This is a genomic window from Ralstonia pickettii, from assembly GCF_001699815.1.
Lineage (GTDB): Bacteria > Pseudomonadota > Gammaproteobacteria > Burkholderiales > Burkholderiaceae > Ralstonia > Ralstonia thomasii.
In genome coordinates, this window is record NZ_MCGB01000025.1 from 225,585 (window position 1) to 242,490 (window position 16,906).

At 64.8% G+C, this 16,906-nt stretch carries 14 protein-coding genes, 1 tRNA gene and 1 pseudogene; 12 read left to right on the forward strand and 4 right to left on the reverse strand.

Going from position 1 to position 16,906, the window contains the following annotated elements; all coding sequences use genetic code 11:
* Window positions 1-283: 283 nt before the first annotated feature.
* The 6 genes from BEK68_RS04195 (at window position 284) to BEK68_RS04220 (ending at window position 6,384) form a co-directional block, all read left to right on the forward strand.
* Window positions 284-997: a response regulator transcription factor gene (locus BEK68_RS04195; protein ID WP_004636575.1), complete on the forward strand. Its 714-nt coding sequence runs from the start codon at window positions 284-286 to the stop codon at window positions 995-997.
* A complete protein-coding gene (locus BEK68_RS04200) occupies window positions 981-2,660 on the forward strand; it encodes a FecR domain-containing protein (RefSeq protein WP_012435238.1) in 1,680 nt (559 codons plus the stop codon). Before BEK68_RS04195 ends, BEK68_RS04200 begins: the two co-directional genes overlap by 17 nt.
* The gene (locus tag BEK68_RS04205; RefSeq protein ID WP_012435239.1) at window positions 2,653-4,986 is read left to right on the forward strand and encodes a CHASE2 domain-containing protein; all 2,334 of its coding nucleotides are present in this window, start codon (window positions 2,653-2,655) and stop codon (window positions 4,984-4,986) included. Before BEK68_RS04200 ends, BEK68_RS04205 begins: the two co-directional genes overlap by 8 nt.
* 176 nt (window positions 4,987-5,162) lie before the next feature.
* The gene (locus BEK68_RS04210) at window positions 5,163-5,363 is read left to right on the forward strand and encodes a hypothetical protein (protein WP_004636581.1); all 201 of its coding nucleotides are present in this window, start codon (window positions 5,163-5,165) and stop codon (window positions 5,361-5,363) included.
* A gap of 34 nt (window positions 5,364-5,397) precedes the next feature.
* Complete coding sequence (locus tag BEK68_RS04215; RefSeq protein ID WP_012435240.1) at window positions 5,398-6,105, forward strand: response regulator transcription factor; 708 nt, start codon at window positions 5,398-5,400, stop codon at window positions 6,103-6,105.
* 27 nt (window positions 6,106-6,132) lie between these two features.
* The gene (locus tag BEK68_RS04220; RefSeq protein WP_004636586.1) at window positions 6,133-6,384 is read left to right on the forward strand and encodes a GlsB/YeaQ/YmgE family stress response membrane protein; all 252 of its coding nucleotides are present in this window, start codon (window positions 6,133-6,135) and stop codon (window positions 6,382-6,384) included.
* A 306-nt stretch (window positions 6,385-6,690) separates the two neighbouring features.
* On the opposite strand, the gene BEK68_RS04225 is transcribed toward BEK68_RS04220, so the two are convergent.
* The gene (locus tag BEK68_RS04225) at window positions 6,691-7,446 is read right to left on the reverse strand and encodes a FadR/GntR family transcriptional regulator (protein ID WP_012435241.1); all 756 of its coding nucleotides are present in this window, start codon (window positions 7,444-7,446) and stop codon (window positions 6,691-6,693) included.
* A gap of 85 nt (window positions 7,447-7,531) precedes the next feature.
* Between BEK68_RS04225 and gudD the strand changes: the two genes are divergently transcribed.
* The 5 genes from gudD (at window position 7,532) to BEK68_RS04250 (ending at window position 14,930) form a co-directional block, all read left to right on the forward strand.
* On the forward strand, window positions 7,532-8,902 hold the full coding sequence (gene gudD, locus BEK68_RS04230) for a glucarate dehydratase (protein WP_012435242.1): 1,371 nt from the start codon (window positions 7,532-7,534) through the stop codon (window positions 8,900-8,902).
* Between the two features lie 94 nt (window positions 8,903-8,996).
* On the forward strand, window positions 8,997-10,289 hold the full coding sequence (locus BEK68_RS04235) for an MFS transporter (protein ID WP_012435243.1): 1,293 nt from the start codon (window positions 8,997-8,999) through the stop codon (window positions 10,287-10,289).
* 10 nt (window positions 10,290-10,299) lie between these two features.
* Entirely contained in the window at window positions 10,300-12,711 is a 2,412-nt protein-coding gene (locus BEK68_RS04240; protein ID WP_012435244.1) for a TIM-barrel domain-containing protein, read from the forward strand.
* Window positions 12,712-12,804: 93 nt separating this feature from the next.
* The gene (locus BEK68_RS04245) at window positions 12,805-13,995 is read left to right on the forward strand and encodes a porin (RefSeq protein ID WP_024542044.1); all 1,191 of its coding nucleotides are present in this window, start codon (window positions 12,805-12,807) and stop codon (window positions 13,993-13,995) included.
* Window positions 13,995-14,930 carry an aldose 1-epimerase gene (locus BEK68_RS04250; RefSeq protein ID WP_012435246.1) on the forward strand — a complete coding sequence of 312 codons (936 nt, stop codon included), beginning with the start codon at window positions 13,995-13,997 and terminating at the stop codon, window positions 14,928-14,930. The genes BEK68_RS04245 and BEK68_RS04250 overlap by 1 nt, the downstream gene beginning before the upstream one ends.
* On the opposite strand, the gene BEK68_RS24685 is transcribed toward BEK68_RS04250, so the two are convergent.
* The gene (locus BEK68_RS24685) at window positions 14,827-15,537 is read right to left on the reverse strand and encodes a LysR substrate-binding domain-containing protein (protein ID WP_028866778.1); all 711 of its coding nucleotides are present in this window, start codon (window positions 15,535-15,537) and stop codon (window positions 14,827-14,829) included. The genes BEK68_RS04250 and BEK68_RS24685 overlap by 104 nt on opposite strands.
* Window positions 15,538-15,573: 36 nt before the next feature.
* Here BEK68_RS24685 and BEK68_RS26090 point away from each other — a divergent pair.
* Window positions 15,574-15,750 (forward strand): annotated as a pseudogene (locus BEK68_RS26090) (2-hydroxycarboxylate transporter family protein); the annotation flags it as partial.
* A gap of 77 nt (window positions 15,751-15,827) precedes the next feature.
* Here the strand turns inward: BEK68_RS26090 and BEK68_RS04255 are convergent.
* Both BEK68_RS04255 and BEK68_RS04260 read right to left on the reverse strand, forming a co-directional pair.
* Window positions 15,828-15,903: transfer RNA gene (locus tag BEK68_RS04255), tRNA-Lys, on the reverse strand.
* A 29-nt stretch (window positions 15,904-15,932) separates the two neighbouring features.
* A complete protein-coding gene (locus tag BEK68_RS04260) occupies window positions 15,933-16,868 on the reverse strand; it encodes a LysR family transcriptional regulator (RefSeq protein ID WP_012435247.1) in 936 nt (311 codons plus the stop codon).
* Window positions 16,869-16,906 lie beyond the last annotated feature (38 nt).

Sequence of the window (16,906 nt, forward strand, 5' to 3'; positions counted from 1 at the left end):
AAATGATAGAACGCCACAAAACCGGGCTCTCCGATTAGCTTTTCACAATTGTTTGCAATATCGCAGGGGCGGCCTTTTAGGATGAGTTGGGCTTAAGCCGGGGTGCGACACCTGCCGGTAGGGCGTAGGTAAGGTCTTGCGCGGGAAGTGGGTGCCGCGCCGGTGGTGGCTGGCGGATTGAACTACGATGCGCCGGTCCGGGACCCCGATCACAACGACGCACGGAGTGAGCCGGCATTTCGCATAGCGGTGCCGGACCCGAAACGGGGAAAGGGCAATCCAGATGGCGATACGAATTGCCTCGGTGGAAGACAACCAGGCGCAATCGGATTTGATCCGCGAGATCCTGATTTCGTCTGGATACGAATGCGAGTGTTTCAGTAACGGGGATGCCTTCGTCAAGGCGCTGCGGGATCGCACGTTCGACCTGCTGCTGCTCGACTGGCAGTTGCCCGATATCAGCGGCATCCAGCTTGTGAGCTGGGTGCGGCAGACGGTCGGCCCGGCGCTGCCGGTGCTGTTTCTGACCAACCGTTCGCTCGAAGACGACGTGGTGCGTGGGCTGGCTGCCGGCGCCGACGATTACGTCGTCAAGCCGGTGCGCCGCGCCGAGCTGGTGGCGCGCGTCGGTGCGCTGCTGCGTCGTGCCGCGCCGCGCACGAGCGAATCGCTCGAACGCATTCGCGTCGGCCCGTACGCAGTGGACCCCGTCGGGCGCGTGCTGACGTTGAATGGCTCGCAGGTTGAGCTTTCGCCGCGCGAGTTCGATCTTGGGCTGTACCTGTTCCGCAATGTCGGCAAGCTGGTGCCGCGTGAGCTGATCGAGCAGGCAGTGTGGGGGCGCAGCATCGGCCCGGATTCGCGCACGCTTGCCACCCATATCTCCAAGCTGCGGCTCAAACTCGATCTCAATCAGAAGAATGGCGTGCGGCTGGTCTCGGTGTACTCGCACGGCTATCGGCTCGAAACCACGCAGGAAGATGGTGAAGCAAGCTGACGCAATCTGGGGTGGTTTGATTGGGCGCGCCGCGTTTGTCGGCGCGTTCGTTCTTTTTGGCGGCGTGTGGCAGGCGGCGATGGCTCAGCCTTCCGGCGCTGACGGTGGCGATTTCATCTATCGCGTGCAGCAGGGCGACACGCTGATCAACCTCGCTGAACGTTACATGGACAGCGTCGAAGGCTGGCGCCTGCTGCAGCGGCGCAACCATGTGGCCGATCCGTATCGGTTGAAGCCCGGCTCGCTCCTCCGGATTTCGTTCGATCGCATTCCAGTGGTGCCCTCGACGGCGCAGGTGGTGTTTGCACGCGATGCAACCACCGGCGGCAAGCCGCTGCAAGCGGGCATGAAGCTCGCTGAAGAGTCGCAGATCGACACCGGCGACAAAGGTGGAGTCACGCTGGCTTTTGATGACGGCACACGCGTGACGGTGCCGCCGGGCAGCCACGTGGCGCTCTCGCGTGTGCGGGCGTTTGCGCGTGCCGGGCTGATCGATGTACGCGTGCACGTGAAGAAAGGCGAAGCGGAATCCAACGTCTCGCCCAAGAAGAGCGGCGTGGGCCGTTACGAGATTTCCACGCCTGCGCTGGTGACGGGCGTGCGAGGTACGCGTTTCCGCGTGCGGGCCAGCGAAGCGGGTTCGACGAGTTCCGTGCTGGAAGGTGAGGTTGCCACAAGCGCCGGTCGTCAGAGGCAAGCGGTCAAGGCTGGCTTTGGCGTGGTGGCATCGGCGGGACACCTCAAGCGGGCTGCGTTGCCGGCGGCGCCCAAACTCGACGTCATTCCGCAACTTGTGCAGACGCCGTGCCTGCGCGCGACGTGGCAGCCGGTCAGGGGCGCGGTCGGCTATCGCGCTGCAGTGGCGCGGGATGCCGCGCTGACCGAACTCAGCGCCTATCAATTGAGCAAGACGCCCGCGGTAACGCTCTGCGGCGATGAGGACGGCGACTACACGCTCGTCGTGCAAAGCATCGACGCACTCGGACTGACTAGCGAATCGGCCACGCGGCCGTTCACCGTGCGCCTGCACCCGGAAGCGCCTTATACGATCCAGCCCGCCAGCGGCCGGACCTACCGCAGCGGGGACGTGGCATTTGCATGGGCTGTCGTGTCCGATGCTGGTAGCTATGACATGGAAGTGGCGGGCACCGAGAGCTTTGCCTCGCCGGCTGTTCAGCAGCATGGCGAGGACGTGCGTCTGACCAGGCCGTTGACGGCTGGCACATGGTGGTGGCGTGTGCGCTCGGTGGCAGCGGACGGCAAAACCGGCCCGTGGAGCGATGTGCTTCGTTTTCGCGTGCTCGACATTCCGCCGGACGCCGTACCGACAGCCGAAGTGGAAGCGAGCGATGACGGCAAGCTGCATGCCCACTGGTCGGCGTTGTCGCCCGAACTGGCGGCATCTGGCGCGCGCACGCGTGTGCAACTGGCGGCCGACACAAGCTTCGCCAAACCCATCGCCGACATCGTGAGCGAAGGCAACGAGGCCACCATTCCGCGGCCGCCGTCCGGCGTGTATTACATCCGCACCGGCGTCGACTTGGGCGATGCGGCATCGGTGGTCTACGCCAAGCCGCAGCGCATTGACGTCGGTGCCTTCGTCGGCGATTCCGCGCGCAGCCCGGTGCAGAGCGGCGGCGGCAATCTCCTCCTCAATGACTGAACCCGTACCCGCCCAATCGGCCGTGCGCAGCCTTGGGCGGCGCGCGCTGGTGGAGTGGGGGGTGCTGGTGGCGCTGGCAGCGCTGTTGACATTCGGCGCGGTGCGCTGGAGCGTGGTCGCGCGGCTGGATGCGGCGCTATACGACACGGTCGTCACGCTGCACGGGCATGCACCGCGCGACGACATCGTCGTCGTTGCCATTGATGACCAGAGTCTTGACGCAGTGGGACGCTGGCCCTGGCCCCGCAGCCGCTTGGCCGACCTGATTACGCGGGTGGGACGGGCGCAGCCGCGCGCCATCGGCGTCGATATTCTGCTGATCGAACCCGATCTCGCGCAGCCCGAAGGCGATCGAGCATTGACTGCCGCCATCGAGCAGGCCGGACACGTCATCCTGCCGGCCTTGCCGGAGCGCACCGAGCAGGGGCGCGTGTATCACTATCCGTTCCTCGGTATCAACGCGTCCGTCGCGCATATCAATGCCGCCCCCGATGCGGATAGCGTGGTGCGCGGCATGTATCTGGCAGAGGGGCCGCGAGCGCATGTGCTGGACCATCTTGCCGTGCAGCTTGCGCGGCACGCGCTGCGCCCGCCTTCATCCGTACCGGCGCTGCCTGATGCGGAGTCCGACGCCGGCGGTTGGATGCGGCAGGCGCATATCCGCCTGAATTTTGCGGGGCCGGCCGGTACCTACCGGCATGTGCCGGCGCTGGATGTGCTCAACGGCCACGTGCCGACCGAGGTGCTTGCCGGCAAGCTGGTGCTGATCGGGGCCACCGCATCGGGAGTGTCCGACATCTTTGCGACGCCGCCCTCGCGCACGATGAGCGGCGTCGAAGTGCTTGCCAATGCCACGCAGACGGTACTCGACGGCAGCGCCATCCTGCCGGCGCCACCGGGCGTGTTCTGGGCGATGACGCTGCTCCCCCTGCTGATGACCGCATTTGCCGTGCGCTGGCTCACGCCGCGCATGGCGCTTGCCGTGGCGGTAACGGGTGCCGCCGTGTTGTTGCTGAGCGCAATCGGCGCGCTGGTGGTCGGCAATCGCTGGCTGCCGCCGTTTGCGGCGCTGGTGGGCCCGCTGGTGTTGTATCCGCTGTGGAGCTGGCGCCAGCAGGAAGCCGCGTTGCGCTTTCTGCGCGACGAGCTGCAGCGTCTGGCGCGCGAGCCCGGCCTGTTGGGCGATACCGCGCCGCTGGCCCGCACCGGCCGCACGCTCGGCGCGCACATGGATGCCGTCGCCTCGCTGACGGACAAGCTGCGTGGGCTGCGCCGCTTCCTGGCCGATGCGCTGGAGAGCCTGCCCGATGCGACCGTCATCTGCACGCACGACGGCACGATCCGCCTGGCGAATGGCCGAAGCGCAGACCTGGCCGGCCAGATGCAGACGCCGGGCCAGATCCGCGCGGCCGCGCTGCGCGACCTGTCGACGCTGCTGGCGCGTGCGTTTCCCGACCCCACAGCGGGAGAGCACTACTGGGCACGCTGGCTCGCCGATCCCACCGGGCTCGAACCTGTCGAGCTACAGACGCACGACGGCCGCTCGATGTTGATGCATGCTGCCGCGTTGCGGGACGAAGCGGGCCGCCCTGTCGACATCATCGTCAGCTTTGCCGACATCACCCCGGTGCGGCAGGCGGAACGCCATCGCGAAGAAGCACTGCAGTTCATCTCGCACGATATGCGCTCGCCGCAGAGTGCCATCCTTGCCCTGATCGAACTGCAGCGCGATGCCTCGCGTGCGCTGGACCGCGAGGTGCTGCTGTTTCGCATCGAGCAGCTTTCGTCGCGAACACTTGAGCTGGCCGATGCCTTTATCGACCTGGCGCGCGCCGAATCGCAAACGCTCAAGCTGGTGGATGTGGATCTGGTGGGCCTTGTGCTCGATGCCGCCGACGAGGTCTGGCCGCTCGCGAATCGCCACCAGGTGGAAGTGCGCGTGGTGGCCGACATCGAAGCAGCGGTGCGCGGCGAGCCGCGCTTGCTGGTGCGCGCGCTGGTGAACCTGCTCAACAACGCCATCAAGTTCAGCGCAGCCGGCTCCATGGTGACGGTATCGGTGGAGCAGGACGAGGCGATGTTCTCGGTGGCCGTGGCCGACCAGGGTGCTGGCATTGCCCTGGCTGATCAGCCGCGGCTGTTCCAGCCGTTCCATCGCTTGCATGAGGGCGCGGCCAATGCGCCGTCCGGCAGTGGGCTGGGTCTCGTGTTCGTGAAGACCGTGGTTGACCGGCACGGCGGCCGGATTGCTGTGCAGAGTGCACCGGGTCTGGGTTCCACCTTCACGCTGTGGCTGCCGCGCGCCAAGCATCGCCACGACGCCTGAGGCCATCGCGGCCTCGTGTGGTCTTCGCCACATTTCCTTTTCAATCATTTGCATTTCGGCACTGCGGCGGCCCTACAGTTCATTGGCCGACCCGCACAGCATGTGCCGGTGACACACCGGCCGAGAGACGACGGCACCTTGGAAAACCGAGCACAGACACGCCCGAGGCGCCCCGCATGTTGAGCCAGACTGCAACCGATGTTTTGAGCGAATGCGACTACGAATGCGTTCGCGCGCAACTGCATCAAGCCCTGCGCGGCGACGGGAACCCGCCGCAGGTCGAATGCTTCTGGCTGGCTGGTCGGCACGTATCCATGTGGCGCGGCGGTGGTCGCGACGGCAGCAATGCACAACAACATCGTCGCACCACCGCCTGATTGCGCCGCACGCAGTCAACTACGAAACCGAGCCATGAAAATCGGTCTGATCGATACGCACCTCGCCCGCCAGCAGGCGATCCACTCCGCGTTGCAGCCCACGCGCTTTGAATGTGTGCCGCTGTTTCTCTCTCGCCAGGTCTTTGAAGCCATCGATCTGCACGGCATCAACCTGCTGATGGTCGGCGCGCATGCGCACGACATGCCAGGCCTGTCGCTGGTGCGCAGCGTGCGCGAGCGCGTGGGCCCCGGTATGGCGATCGTCTACCTCGCCGACGGCCAGGCCGATACCGAAACCGCAGAGGCGCTCAACCACGGTGCAGACCTGTGCTTCCAAGGTGATATCCGTGCACCTGAGTTGCTGGCGCGGCTCGATGCGTTGATCCGCCGCTTTGCCGTGAGCCGCGCCGTGCGGGCGTCGGAGATTCGCCTGGGGCCGTATACGCTCGATCGGCAGAATCGTTCCATCCGCCTGCACGATGCGTCGGTGTCAGTGCATGCGCGTGAGTTTGAGTTGGCGCTGCTCTTGTTTGCGAATGCGGGGCGTGTACTCTCGCGCGCAGACATCGAACTGGCGCTCTGGGGCCGCGAGCTGAGCCCGTATTCACGCACGCTCGATACGCATGTCTCGCGCCTGCGCAAGAAATTGCTGCTCGGCACGGAAAACGGTCTGCGGCTGCGCGCCATCTACGGGCAGGGTTTCTGCCTGGAGCGCGTGATCGACGCCGAAGCAACGCACTGACAGCCTTGACCCGCCGGAGCCGCTGCCATGCAATTGCTCTGTATCACCATCCTCATCGGCTTTCTGGCCGGGCTTGTGGCCCGATGGGTGACGCCGCGCTGCGGCGCAAGCGGCTTCGTCCTCACCATCATGGTCGGCATTGCCGGTGCGCTGGCCGCGGCCTTTCTCGGCCAGTTGCTGCATTGGTATGAGCCCGGCCAATTGGCGGGGTTTGCCGGCGCGGTCGTGGGCGCCGTCATCCTGCTGGCCGGCTATCACGTGCTGGCACGCGAACGCTGAGTCGGTCGCTTCAACGTAAAGCCCTGCAAGACGGGGTTTTTTTGTTGGTGAAGCAGGGGAGGGGATTCGAGCGCCCACCACTAAAAGAAACGCCCTGACACTCGGGACAGCAGCATCAGGGCCAAGAAGGCCGCGGCTCTCTCTTCCGCGACCGGAGCGCACCCACGAGGGGTCGGTGCAAGCTCAGGTTACGTGGCTGAGAGCGGGCGAATGCAAATCTTTATCAACAGCGCTGAGGGTCGGCGAATGGGCGAGGCGCTGCGCAACTAGTAAGACGTCGTACAACATGGGGCCGTATTGGCCGGCTCAGCTGCCTGTCGCGGCCGATTGAGTGCCAGCCGCTTCGTGCGCACGACGCAGGCGTTCCCGGCTGTTTGACAGATGCATGCGCATGGCAGCGCGGGCGGCTTCAGGGTCTTTGCGGGCGATGGCTTCAAAGACGCTGTGGTGCTCGCGGTTGACCGTGGCGCGCAGTTCCGGAGCGTTCAGGTATCCGACCTGTGCCAGCCCGATCCGCGTGCGAGGGATGAGCGTCTTGCCGAGTTGGGCGAGGGCGCCGACAAAATGTTCATTGCCGGTGGCGCGCGCGATGCTGAGGTGAAACTGCAGGTCGGAGGTGGCGCTGTCGTTGCCGTCCGCCTGGTCCTGCTCAATGGCTTCGAGTGCCAAACGCAGGGCATCGATCTCGGTGGGAGAAATGCGCTGTGCGGCCAGGCCAGCGCACTCCGTCTCAATGGCGACGCGCAATTCCAGCATGCTCAGAATGTCGTGCATCGTGGAGGCATCGCCCAGCGGGATGCTGTTGTCTGCGCGCGGCGGCAGGACAAAGCTGCCGATGCCGTGCCGCGTTTCGATCATCCCCTTGGCTTGCAGGCGCGAAATGGCTTCGCGTATCACCGTGCGGCTCACGCCCAGCGCTTCCATCAATGCGGATTCCGTCGGCAGCTTGTCGCCAATGCGCAGCGATTCGTTGGCGATGCGCCCTTTGATGTGGTCCACCACTACGTCCGCCAGGCTTTGGGTGCGGCGCACGTGCGTTGCGGGCGAACTGGCGGTGGGCATGCGGTCTCCGGGAGGGGCGGGTTTACCAGGGGTGGTTCGGTCGGAATGTGTCAATTATAGTCGCATCCGTGTTGTACGACGACTGATGACATACGTGATGACCATGGATCACAAAACCACCGACTCCCCACTTCGCACGCCGCGCGTTACCCGCCTTCAAGTCATTCCCGTGGCGGGCCGCGACAGTATGTTGTTGAATCTGAGCGGCGCGCACGGCCCGTTCTTCACCCGCAATATCGTCCTCCTGGAGGACTCCGAGGGTCATACCGGGGTGGGCGAGGTGCCGGGCGGCGAGTCCATCCGCAAGACCATCGAGGACGCGACGCCGCTGGTTGTCGGACAACCGATCGGCGCGTACAACAACGTATTGAACAGCGTACGTCGCCAATTTGCCGATCGCGACGTCGCCGGCCGGGGGTTGCAGACCTTCGACCTGCGCACCACCGTGCATGCGGTGACGGCGCTGGAAAGCGCGCTGCTCGACTTGCTCGGCCAGCATCTGGGCGTGCCTGTGGCGGCGCTGCTGGGGCAGGGGCAACAGCGCGACAAGGTGCCGGTGCTCGGCTACCTGTTCTTCGTGGGCGACCGCAAACGCACCGACCTGGACTACGCCGACGGCAGCGATGCCACGGACGACTGGACCCGCGTGCGCCACGAAGAAGCGCTTACGCCGGAGGCGGTCGTGCGCCTCGCAAAGGCCGCCCATGCGCGCTATGGCTTCAAGGATTTCAAGCTCAAGGGCGGTGTGCTGAGCGGCGATGACGAAATGGTCGTCACGACTGCATTGGCCGAGGCCTTTCCCGAGGCGCGCGTCACGCTGGACCCGAACGGCGCGTGGTCGCTGGCCGAGGCCATTCGCCTGTGCCGCGACAAGCACGACGTGCTGGCCTACGCCGAAGACCCGTGCGGCGCCGAGGGCGGTTACTCGGGCCGCGAAGTGATGGCGGAATTCCGCCGCGCCACGGGCCTGCCGACGGCCACCAACATGATCGCCACCGACTGGCGCCAGATGGGGCACGCCATTCAGTTGCACTCCGTCGACATTCCGCTGGCCGATCCGCATTTCTGGACGATGCAGGGCTCGGTGCGCGTGGCGCAGATGTGCGACGACTGGGGCCTGACCTGGGGTTCGCACTCCAACAATCACTTCGACATTTCATTGGCGATGTTTACGCACGTGGCCGCGGCTGCGCCGGGCAACATCACCGCCATCGACACGCACTGGATCTGGCAAGACGGACAGCGCCTGACGCGTGAACCGTTCCAGATCGTCGGCGGTGAGATTGCCGTTCCGGCCGCCCCGGGCCTGGGCGTCACGGTCGACATGGAGCAACTGGAGAAGGCCCACGCCCTCTACAAGCAGCACGGCCTGGGCGCGCGCGACGACGCAATCGCCATGCGCCAATTGATTCCCAACTGGCAGTTCGACAACAAGCGCCCCTGCATGGTGCGTTGACTGTTGACTGCTACGGCGGAACCCGAGGCGGCGCACGTCGTAGCACGCCGCCTCGTAGATCGGTAACCAATAAAAAAATATCGGAGACAACACCGTGAAGACCATCAAGGGCTTGCGCTGGTGGATCATCGTGCTGGTGTGCCTGGGCACGATCGTCAACTATCTGGCGCGTAACTCGCTGGGCGTGCTGGCGCCCACACTCAAGAACGAGCTGGGGATGAGCACCCAGCAGTATTCCTACGTGGTGGCGGCCTTCCAAGTCGGCTACACGATCATGCAGCCGGTCTGCGGCTTTATCGTTGACCTGGTCGGCTTGCGTATCGGCTTTGCGCTGTTTGGTGTGTTGTGGTCGTTTGCTGGCGTGCTGCACGCGGGCGCTACCGGCTGGCTGTCGCTGGCGGGCTTTCGCGCCCTGATGGGCCTGACCGAAGCCGCTGCCATTCCGTCCGGTATGAAGGCCGTGGCCGAATGGTTCCCGGACAAGGAAAAATCCGTCGCCGTCGGCTGGTTCAATTCGGGCACCTCGCTGGGTGCGATGTTGGCACCGCCGCTGGTGGTCTTCCTGCATCTGCGTTACGGCTGGCAGTCGGCGTTTGTGGTGACTGGCGCCATCGGCTTCCTGTGGGCCGCGCTGTGGTTCGCGTTCTACCGTTCGCCGAAAGACCACGCCGCGCTGTCCGACGCCGAGCGCGAAAAGATCATCGGCGGACAGCTCCGCCCCGTGAGCGCCGAGCGCGGCAAGCGCCCGGTCAAGGACGTCGTGACGTCCCGCCGTTTCTGGGCGATTGCGCTGGCGCGCTTCTTCGCCGAGCCGGCGTGGCAGACGTTCAGCTTCTGGATTCCGCTGTACTTCGTGAACGAACGCCATCTCGATCTGAAAGCGATCGCCATGTTCGCGTGGCTGCCGTTCCTGGCGGCGGACCTGGGCGGCCTGGTGGGCGGTTACCTGTCGCCGTTCCTGATCAAGCGTTTCCGCATTCCGCTGGTGTGGTCGCGTGTGTGCGGCGTCGTGCTGGGTGCGTTCATGATGATCGGTCCGGCGTGCGTCGGGCTCGTGGCGTCTCCCTACACGGCGATTGCGTTGTTCTGCGTGGGCGGCTTTGCGCACCAGATGATCTCCGGCTTGGTCAACACGCTGTCGGCGGACGTCTTCGATCCGGAAGAGGTCGGCACCGCCAGCGGCTTTGCCGGCATGGCGGCGTGGATCGGCGGCCTGGGCTTCTCGCTGTTGGTGGGCGCGCTGGCTGACAAGGTCGGTTATGGTCCGCTGTTCGGCCTGCTCGGCGCGTTCGATCTGATTGGCGCGGCGTTGCTGATTGTTCTGATTCGCGGTCAGTCGCATGAAGAACGTGCCGCGCGTCAGATGCGTCTCTCTGCTTCAAACTGAGTTGAAACCGATGTCCATGTTGAATCCCCCCCGATTCGAAGTCCAGGCGCAGGAAGGCAACCGGCTGCGGCTGGCCAGCAGCGCCGGCGCTGCGATTGAACTCTTCGTGCTGGAAGAAGACATCATCCGCGTGCTCGTGCTGCCGCAGGGCGACCTGCGCGGCCCGGCCACGTGGTCGATCGCCCCCGGCGGTGACGACACGCCGCTCGAAGGGCGTGACCGCCGCGACCTGAGCGGCTTCGCGCTGCCCGCATTTGCGCTGCACAGCGACGCCGACACGCTGCGCGTGGAAACCAGCAAGATTCGCCTGAGCGTCGCCCTGGCAGGCGGCTTCTGCACATGGCAGATCCGCGGTGCCGGCGGATGGCAGACCGTGCTGAACGATCGCCCAACGCAGGCCTACAACTTCGGCTATTGGGACGAGCAGGTCTACCACTACGTGCGCCGCGAACCCGGCGAGATGTACTTCGGCCTGGGTGAGCGCGCCGGCGACATGAATCGTGCGCACCAGCGTTACGAGATGCGCAACATCGACGCGATGGGCTATAGCGCCCGCACGACTGATCCGCTGTACAAGCACATCCCGTTCTACGTGACGTGGCAGCCGGAAAACCGCACCGGCTTCGGGCTGTTCTACGACACGCTGTCCGATTGCAGCTTCGACATGGGCCGCGAGCTGGACAACTACCACGGCCTCTATCGCTACTTTGTCGCGCCGCATGGTGATCTCGACTACTACTTCATTGCCTCGCCCGATACGCCGCTCGGCGCCACGCGCCGCTTCACGTGGATGACCGGCCGCCCCGCGTGGATGCCGAAGTGGGGCCTCGGTTACTCCGGCTCGACCATGACGTACACCGACGCGCCCAACGCGCAGGAACAGATGGCCGAGTTCATCAAGGGATGCCGTGAGCACGACATCCTCTGCGATTCGTTCCATCTGTCGTCGGGCTATACGTCGATCGGCCCGAAGCGCTACGTCTTCAACTGGAACACCGACAAGTTCCCGGATGCGCGGGGCTTCGTCCAGAGCTATCTGGATGCGGGCATTCGCCTGTGCCCGAACATCAAGCCGTGCCTGCTGCGCGATCACCCGAAGTTTGAAGAAGCGAAGCAAGCCGGGCTGCTGATTTGCGATGCAGCCGGTGAGCCGGCCTGGGTGCAATTCTGGGATGAGGTGGGCGCGTATCTCGACTTCACCAATCCGAAAACGCTCGACTGGTGGAAGGCCAACGTCAAGAGCGCGCTGCTGGAATTCGGCATGGCGTCCACCTGGAACGACAACAACGAGTTCGAAGTCTGGACGCCCGACGCTTTCGCTTACGGGTTCGGCAAGAAGGCGCCCATCCGCGAGGCCAAGGTGCTGCACACGATGCTGATGATGCGCGCCTCGCGCGAAGCGCAACTTGAGTTTGCGCCGCAGCGTCGGCCGTTCCTGGTGTCGCGCTCGGGCGGTGTCGGCATGCAGCGCTACGTGCAGACGTGGTCCGGTGACAACTACACGTCGTGGGAAACGCTGCGCTACAACCTGAAGATGGGCCTGGGCCTCGCGCTGTCCGGCGTCTCGAACATCGGCCACGATATCGGCGGGTTTGCGGGCCCGGCGCCTTCGCCGGAACTGCTGGTGCGCTGGGTGGCCTTTGGCGTCTTCCTGCCGCGCTTCTCCATCCACTCGTGGAACGATGACAAGACCGTCAACGAGCCGTGGATGTATCCGCAGATCACCTCGCAAATTGCCTCGCTGATCAAGCTGCGCTATCGGCTGATTCCGTATCTGTACGAACTGCTGTGGCAATCCACGCAGGCCTACGAGCCGGTACTGCGTCCGACGTTTGCCGAGTTCCCGAACGACCGCCGCTGCTACGCCGAGTGCGATGACATGATGATCGGCTCGTCGCTGCTGGTGGCGCCGGCGGTGGACGAAGGGCAGACCGAGCGCACCGTCTATCTGCCGGCCGGCGCGCGCTGGGTGTCGTACTGGAGCGGCGAGGCCTTCGAAGGCGGACAGGCCACCACGCTGCCTTCGCCCTGGGACCAGCCGGTGATGCTGGTTCGCGAAGGCGGCGTGATCGCGCTGAACGTGGCGGAGCAGCATTTCGACCAGCGCGCCGATCAACGCGGCTTCCTTGTCGTGCCCATGCAAGGCGTTGGCGAATCCGTTGGCGGCTGCATTGAAGACGACGGCGAAACCGAAGCGTGGCGCGACGGCGAGCAGGGCCGCTGGAGCGTGCGTGCGGTGTCGGATGCGCATGCCATCACGCTGCACGTATCGTGCGAAGGCAAGATGCCGACGCTGGCTGACACCGTTGAGATTCACCTGCCCGCCGGTGATGTGCGGCAAGTGCAGACGCCGCATGCCCGCGTGCTGGAAACCGTTGTTGCGGGTGGCTGGCGCCGCCTGACGTTGCAGTTGCTGGCCTAGTGCCGCATTCTCGCTGCGAATCACGTGCGGGTCCGTAGAGGCCCCGTGATGCGCGGTGTTCCCTTGGTGCAGGAGATTTCCGAGCTAACAACGATGAAAACCACACGAGCCAAACGTTCTTTTTCGTTCCACCCGGTCTACGCATCAGCAGCGGTGCTGTGCGCCGGCGTGTCGATGCACGCATCGGCGCAAAGCTCCGTCACGCTGTACGGCGTCGTCGATAACGCCATTGCCTATTCGAGCAACCAGGGCGGGCATTCGAATACGTATATGAATTCCGGTGCCCTGGCCGCCAGCAAGTTCGGCCTGCTCGGCTCGGAAGACCTGGGAGGCGGCACTACAGCAGTGTTTCGTCTGGAGAACGGCTTCGCTGCCGACACGGGCGCGCAAAGCAAGGCGAACACCATCTTTAACCGACAGGCCTATGTCGGCCTGGCCAACAAGGACTACGGCCAGCTCACGATGGGCCGTCAGTACACACCGTACTTCCAGTACGTTGCCGCGCTGGGCCCGACCAATGTGCTGACGGGCGCGGTCGGTGCGCACCCGGGCGATATCGACGCGATGGACACCACGCTGCGTGTGCCGAATTCGGTCACCTATACGTCGCCCACGTTTGGCGGTCTCCAGGCGGGTCTGCAATATGGCATGGGCGAGCAGGCGGGCAGCATGTCCAACGGCAGCGCCTTTAGCGCAGCGATGCGTTATGACTACCAGGCGTTTGCCTGGTCGGCTGGCTACGTTCGGTTGAAGAACGTCCCGACCTTCCAGAACAACACCGGCGACTTCGCCAACAACGCGCCCATCAACAAAGGCTACGCAACGGCTGATACCGCACAGATCATCGGCACTGCTGCGCGCTACACCGTGGGCAAGCTGATGATGGGCCTGAACTACTCCAACGTGCAGTACCGCCCGGGTGCCGGTTCGCCGGCGGGGTTTGCACAGACAGCGTCGTTCAACACGTTCGGTGCCATTGCCACATACGCGCTCACGCCTGCATTGACCTTGACCGCCGGCTACAGCTACACCGCCGAGAACAAGCGCAATGGGGTCGACAATGCGGCGCGCTATCACCAGATCTCGATGGAACAGCTGTACTCGTTCTCCAAGCGCACCGCGCTCTACTTCGTTGAGGCCTATCAGAAGGCGAGCGGGCAGACGCTGAGCTCGGCGGGTGGAGTCGTCAACGCCGTGGCCTCGGTGGGCGACTCGCAGAACGGCACGCCGTCGAACGGACGCAGCCAGTTTGTGGGCATGGTCGGCATTCGGCATTCGTTCTGATGCATAGCCAGACCTGGCTTGCGCCCGGGCCGGTGCATACGCTGCAGGCCGGCGCGCTGACGATGGATGTCGCGCCGGCGGCAGGCGGCCGCATTGCCTCGCTGGCGTCGGCCAGCGAGGGCGGCCGGCGTGTCGACTGGTTGGCGCCGATGTCGGACGACTGCCTGCGTGACGGCTTCGAGGGGTTGGCATGGCCCAAGGCCGGGTGCTATCCGCTGCTTCCGTTCTCCAACCGCATCCGCGACGGGCGCTTCGAATGGGGCGGCCGGGAAGTCCATCTCGCGCCGCATCCGCGCCAAGCGCATGCCATGCACGGATTGGCGCATGCACGGGCCTGGATGGTGGAGAAGCTCACTGCGTCGTCGATCGAACTCGGCTTGCGCTATGTGCCCGAGGTGGACAACTGGCCCTGGCCGTTCACCGCCACGCAAACGCTGGTGCTGACTGAATCCGGTCTGGAAGCCGTCATGACCCTGCGCAACGATGGCGACAGCAGCATGCCGGCCGGCGGCGGCTTCCATCCATATTTCGCCCGCACGGCCGATACACGCTTGCAGTTTGAGGCTGCGACGATGTGGCCGACCGACGCCGGTGAAGTTGCCGTCCGCCGCGAGCCGATCACGCCGCGGGAAGATTTCCGTCACGCCCGCGCATTGCCGGATGCGGCGCTCAGCGTCTATTACAGCGAATGGCAGCGACGTGCCGTGATGTCCCGCGCGGGCAGGGTGCTCACGCTGAGCGCCGATGACCCGCTCGACCACTTCATCCTCCACGCGCCGCACGCGCAGCCTTATTTCTGCCTGGAGCCCATTTCACACGTGGCCGACGCGATCAACCTGGCGGCGCAAGGATGGGAAGGCACGGGCCTGCGCGCGTTGGCCCCGGGCGAGACGCTGCTGATGCGCATGCAACTGCGCATCGGAACAACGGCCTGAAATGCGACGCTGCGCTAGCGGCGCGCCTCGGCCCACGCTGCTTCCTTGCCGAACACTCCGTCAGAAATTCGATAAACGCGCTGACCTTGGCCGACAGGTTGGCGCGTTCCGGGTACACCGCAAAGATGTCCGCCACAGGCAGCGCCCAGTCCGCCAGCACCAGCACCAGCCGTCCGGCGCGCATGTGCTCGTGGACGTCCCATTCCGATCGCATCAAGATGCCGTAACCGGCCAGGGCCCAGAGCACGCCGGTTTCGCCGTCGTTCGTGCTGAGCACGCCGCGCACCTTGATCGTTTCCTGTCGACTGCCGCGCGTGAGGTACCAGGTGCCGTAAGCCGCGTCGCTCTCGCGCAGAACGATGCACTGATGCGATTGCAGATCGCGCGGCACCTGCGGTATGCCTGCACGCCTCAGATAATCGGACGAGGCGCACAGCATGCGCTCATTGCTCACGAGCTTGCGCGCGACCATGCGTGAATCCGGCACCGTGCCGAACCAGATGCCGATGTCGAACGCCTTGTCGGTCAGGTTGACGGAGCGGTCGGTCAGTTCAAGCCGAACGTCACCGCCACATGTTCCTGCGCCGACTCGACACGATCGGCGCAACGCTGGCGCGCTGGGACGACATCAACGCCTTCCAGCAGTCGCATTGGCGGCGCGGCCATCCTGCGTCTGTTCGCGCCGTCAGCGCTGGTCGGCTACAAGGTGATCGACCCCGAGATGCTAAAGGCACTCACCACCCCCATGAAGACGGCCAACCTGCAGTACCTGTACATCGCGCGATCGGCCGGCGCCACGAGCGTCGGCCGTTTTTTTTGACACACTGAAGCGAAAGCGCGCCGCAGATTGCGCAAATGAAAAAGGCCCGACAGTTGCCTGTCGGGCCTTTCAAATACTGGTGGGGCGTGAGTGACTCGAACACTCGACCTACGGATTAAGAGTCCGCTGCTCTACCAACTGAGCTAACGCCCCGCGAAGAAACGAGACTATATCAACCTTTTTCAGATCGCGCTAGTCCTTTGCGTGAATTTTTTCGAATCGGCTCTGTAGCCGCGTAGCACGTCGATGAATTGCGTGAGCCCGTGCGTCGGATGCTTGTCCCGATGGCGCACGATGAGCAGGGGCCGCGCGATGCGCGGCAAGCCGCTGTTCACCTCGACCAGCCGGCCGTCTCGCAACGCGTCGGCCACTACGTGGCGCGACAGGCAACTGATGCCGTAGCCCGCCGCCACCGTGCGCTGAATGGCCTCGGAGTGGCCGAGTTCGAGCGCCACATACAGCGGTCCCACCACCGAGGCAATCCGGCTGTCGATCAGTTCGCGCGTGCCGGAGCCGGGTTCGCGCATGAGCCAGCCCGCCTCGCGCAGCGCCGCGTGTGAGACCGGCTCGGTCCCTTGGGTGAGCGGGTGCCCCGGCGCGGCCACGATCACCATCTCATCGTCGATCCACGTTTCGATCTCCAGTGCCTCGCCGCGGCAGGTGCCTTCTATCAGGCCGATGTCCACCTCGAAGTGTTGCACGGCATCGACCACGTCCTGCGTGTTGCCGATCAGCACGTCGAGCTGGCTGTCCGGCGCGATGTCGTGCCGGAAGCCTGCGAGGAGGGCGGGCAGCACATAGTTGCCGATTGTGCTGCTGGCCGCGAGCTTCAGGCGCACGTTCGGCTGGGCGGTTGCGTGTTCCAGCGCATCGGCGTGATCAAGCAGTGCCTGCGCCTGCGGCAATAGTTGCCGGCCCAGCGCATTCAGATGCAGGCGCCGTGCGTGCCGATCAAACAGCGGATGCCCCAGCGTGGATTCCAGCTCTGCCAGAGCCGCGCTGACGGCCGATTGCGACAGGCCAAGAGCTTCGCCGGCAGCGGTGGTCGTCTCACTCTGCGCGATGGCCGCGAAGACAGCCCACTGACGTAGTGTGACGCGAGGCGCTTTGTTATTCATAAAAGTGGTTGAAATTACAAAAATTACCTGTTTTACAT